The organism is Aquicoccus sp., from assembly GCF_041686535.1.
Taxonomy (GTDB): domain Bacteria; phylum Pseudomonadota; class Alphaproteobacteria; order Rhodobacterales; family Rhodobacteraceae; genus Aquicoccus.
In genome coordinates, this window is record NZ_JAWLDS010000167.1 from 1 (window position 1) to 3,860 (window position 3,860).

At 67.5% G+C, this 3,860-nt stretch carries 4 protein-coding genes and 1 pseudogene; all 5 read left to right on the forward strand.

Translation table 11 applies throughout. The features are described from left to right. Positions 1–150: pseudogene (locus ACESL9_RS17360) on the forward strand (nitric-oxide reductase large subunit); the annotation flags it as partial. Between the two features lie 5 nt (positions 151–155). Continuing rightward, positions 156–965: a CbbQ/NirQ/NorQ/GpvN family protein gene (locus tag ACESL9_RS17365; RefSeq protein WP_372611370.1), complete on the forward strand. Its 810-nt coding sequence runs from the start codon at positions 156–158 to the stop codon at positions 963–965. A gap of 8 nt (positions 966–973) precedes the next feature. Further along, on the forward strand, positions 974–2,944 hold the full coding sequence (locus ACESL9_RS17370) for a nitric oxide reductase activation protein NorD (RefSeq protein ID WP_372675338.1): 1,971 nt from the start codon (positions 974–976) through the stop codon (positions 2,942–2,944). Beyond that, positions 2,941–3,504, forward strand: coding sequence for a cytochrome c oxidase subunit 3 (locus ACESL9_RS17375; protein WP_372611368.1), 564 nt, complete (start codon positions 2,941–2,943; stop codon positions 3,502–3,504). The genes ACESL9_RS17370 and ACESL9_RS17375 overlap by 4 nt, the downstream gene beginning before the upstream one ends. Before the next feature lie 14 nt (positions 3,505–3,518). Further along, a complete protein-coding gene (locus tag ACESL9_RS17380) occupies positions 3,519–3,749 on the forward strand; it encodes a cytochrome C oxidase subunit IV family protein (RefSeq protein ID WP_372611366.1) in 231 nt (76 codons plus the stop codon). The last annotated feature ends 111 nt before the right edge of the window (positions 3,750–3,860 follow it).

Below are 3,860 nucleotides of genomic sequence, written 5' to 3' on the forward strand. Positions count from 1 at the left end.
ATGTTCGTACAGGAGCAACTGGCGCTCTTTTACTGGATGCGCTTCGGTTCGGGCATCGCCGTCGTCCTGGGGGCGCTGCTCTTCATCTACGCGGTGTTCGTGCCGCGCCGTGAAGTGATCTCGTCCGAACCTTCGGTCGCAGCGGAGTGAGCGAGATGAATGGCACTTTCCAACCGGGGAAGGGGGCGGCGGACGCCCCCTTCTACCTGCCACAGAGCGACGAGATCTCGATCTTTACCGCCGCCCATGAAAACGACCTGCCGGTTCTTCTGAAAGGGCCGACAGGCTGCGGCAAGACACGCTTTGTCGCCCATATGGCCGCGCGCCTTGGCCGGCCGCTGCATACCGTGGCCTGCCATGACGACCTTTCGGCCGCCGACCTGATCGGGCGCTACCTGCTCAAGGGCGGCGAAACCGTCTGGGTCGACGGGCCGCTCACCCGCGCGGTGCGCGAGGGCGCGATCTGTTACCTCGACGAGGTGGTCGAGGCGCGCAAGGACGTGACCGTGGTGCTGCACCCGCTGACCGACGACCGGCGCATCCTGCCGATCGACCGCACCGGCGAAGAGATCGAGGCCGCGCCCGGCTTCATGCTGGTGGCGTCCTACAACCCGGGCTACCAGAACTTCCTCAAGACGCTGAAACCCTCGACCCGCCAGCGTTTCATCAGCCTTGAATTCGCCTTCCCCCGCGCAGAGCACGAAATCCCCGTGGTTGCGCGCGAATCGGGCCTCTCCGAGGAGCGCGTGAAACCGCTGGTGCGGCTTGCGAACAAGCTGCGCGATCTCAAGGGCCAGGACCTCGAAGAGGGGGTGTCGACCCGCCTCGTGGTCTATGCCGCGACACTCATCCGACAGGACATGCCGGTCGAACGCGCGATCCGCGTCGCGATGATCGAACCGCTGACCGATGATGCGGATGTCAAGCGTGGGCTCCTCGATCTTGTCACCGCCGTTTTCGGGTGAGGCCGGTGATGGGCAGGATCGACATCGAGCCATGGGAACCCGAAGAAACCATCGGGAAACTGTGGCACGCCTATGCCAGCCGTCTTGACGCCCCCGGCGTGCACGATGGAGCCCGTGTCGACCTTTCCGAGGTCGCAGGGCGGCTGGCGGTTCTTTTCCGTGGTCTCGGCGGCGATCCGTCGGTCGAGATCAAACACGTGTCCGAGGAACGCTCGAACCACCGCCTGTCATGGCTGCGGCGCCTCGGCACCGACGAGGAGCGCCTGCCCCGCGCCTCGTTCGACGGGGCGAGCCTGCGCCTGCCCGAAAGCCTTGCCGTCTTTCCCGCGCGCGAGGCCAATGGCGCGCTCTACCTCTGGCTTGGCGCCTGCGCTGCCTTTGCCGGGCCGGGCCGCGCCACGTTCGACGATCCGCTGGCCCGCGATCTGGCCGCGCTGGCCGACGCGCAGGACATGGTGGCCGCGACGCTGGAACAAGCACCGGGTTTTGCCGCGCTCTACCGTGATCTTTGCGCCGGAGTTCTGGCCCTGCGCCCCCGGCCCCAGCTTCCACCGGTCGAGGCGGCGGTCGAGGCGCTGATCCGTCATATCCTCGGCGACGAGACGCCCCTTTCGACCCGCGTCGTCGCCCTCGAGACGGCGATGCAGGCCCGCGATTTCGATACCCTGCGCGCGCCGCGCGGCTATCGCGCCCCGCGCCCCGTACCGCTCTGGCCCGATCTGCGCGGCATGGATACAAGCCATGCCAGCGCGGTCGAGACCCGCGACGCCGAATCCGACCCCGACAGCCCCACCGACGAGTCGCACGACGGCAAGACCCGCCGCGCCCGCCGCCGCAAGGCCGACGAGGTCGACCGCACCGACAGTTTCATCCTGCACAAGTTCGAGGCGATCCTGAGTTGGGCCGAGTTCATCAACCTCAACCGCCGGGTCGAGGACGATGACGACGACAGCGCCCGCAAGGCGGCCGACGACCAGGACGAGATCGGCCTCGGCCAGATTTCCCAGGCCCCCGCGACACGGCTCAAGCTGCATCTCGACCTCGCCCCCGAGGACGTGAACCGCGAGGCGCTTTCCGATGTTCTCACCTATCCCGAATGGGACATGCGGACAGGCCAGCACCTGCCCGCGCATGTTCGCGTGCTCGTCTCTCCTGTCGAGCCCGAGGATGACGCGCCCCCGTTTCGGGACGACCCGCGCGCCGCCGCGCGTATCCGCGCCGTCAAGCGACAGTTCGAGGCCCTGCGTCCCGGGCGCATACTCACGACAGGACACCTCGACGGCGACGATCTCGACATGGAGCGCATGGTGCGCGCGCGGGTCGATTTTTCTGCAACAGGCGAAGGCGACGACCGGGTCTGGATGCAAACCCGGCGCGAACGGCGCGATCTGGCGGTGTCGATCCTGCTCGACGTGTCGCGCTCGACCGAAGGGCGCGTGACCGGGCATGGCGGCGAAAGCCGCAGCGTGATCGAAATCGCCCGCGAGGCGCTCAGCGCGCTGGCCGGCGGGCTCGATTCCTGTGGCGACGATTTCGCGATCAACGCCTTTTCCTCACTGAAACGCCAGCGGGTCTGGCTGCATCAGGTCAAACGCTTCGACGAACCGATGGGCCCCCTCATCGACGCACGCATCGCCGCGCTCAAGCCCGGACATTACACGCGGCTCGGGGCCGCCATCCGCCATGCCAGCGCCGAGTTGCACCAACAGGCGCGCAAGCGCCGACTCCTGCTGGTCATCACCGATGGCAAGCCCAACGACCTCGACCATTACGAGGGCCGCCACGGCATCGAGGACAGCCACATGGCCGTGCGCGAGGCGCGCCGCATCGGGCAATCGGTCTTTGGCATCACCGTGGATCGCGACGGCAAGTCATGGTTCCCGCGCATGTTCGGACAGGGCGGTTATGCGCTCTTCCCGCATCCCGACCGGCTCACCCGGGCGCTGCCCCAGATCTACCGCCAACTGGTGGGCGCATGAGCCAGCGACCTGACGATCCCCCCGGCCTGCTCGACGAGTTGCCGGGCGAGGTGATGATGTGGGTGCTCATCATCTCCGAACTTCTGGTCTTTGGCGCGGGGCTCGTGGCCTTCATGGCAATGCGCCTCACTGATCCCGCGGGCTTTGCCGAGGCACAGGCCCATCTGCATCGCGCGGGGGCGGCGATCAACACTGTCGTGCTTGTCACCTCGGGCCTTCTGGCCGCTTGGGCCGTGCGCGCCGCCGAAGCCGGGCATGAGCGGCGCAAGCGCGCGCTTCTGGCCGTGGCGATGGCGCTGGGGGTGGTGTTTCTGGTGATCAAGGGCATGGAATATGCCGACAAGGCCAGCCAGGGCATCGGCATCGAGACGAATACCTTCTTTACCTTTTACTACCTGCTGACCGGCTTTCACGCCGCGCATGTGATCGCGGGCGTCGTGCTTCTGGGTCTCGTCGCGGTTCTGCGCGATCCGCGCGCCACCGAGACCGGGGCAGCCTTCTGGCACATGGTCGACCTGGTCTGGGTGCTGCTCTTTCCGGTGATCTACCTGATCCGATGACACGCGATCCGCTCATGAGGGCCTGGTTTTGGCTGGGGGCGCTGTCATTGGCGGGCGCGCTGATCACCCGCGCGCCTGATGTTACCGGGCTGGCCGTCGTGATCCTTGGCCTTGCTTTCGCAAAGGCGCGGCTGATCCTGCATCACTATCTCGGGCTGGCCGGAGCGCCCTCGTGGCGGCGCGGCTTTGACATGGTGGTGGCGGGGTTCTGCCTGCTGCTGGCCGCGCTGGCCCTGCTGGCCTGAGGCCCGATTCCACGCGCAGATTCGCCCCCGAAACCTGTAACACCGCTCACGCGCGGGTCAGCGCGGGGGGCCTGGCGGCCGGGTGCGGGGGGCGGACCGGGGGGGCGGGCG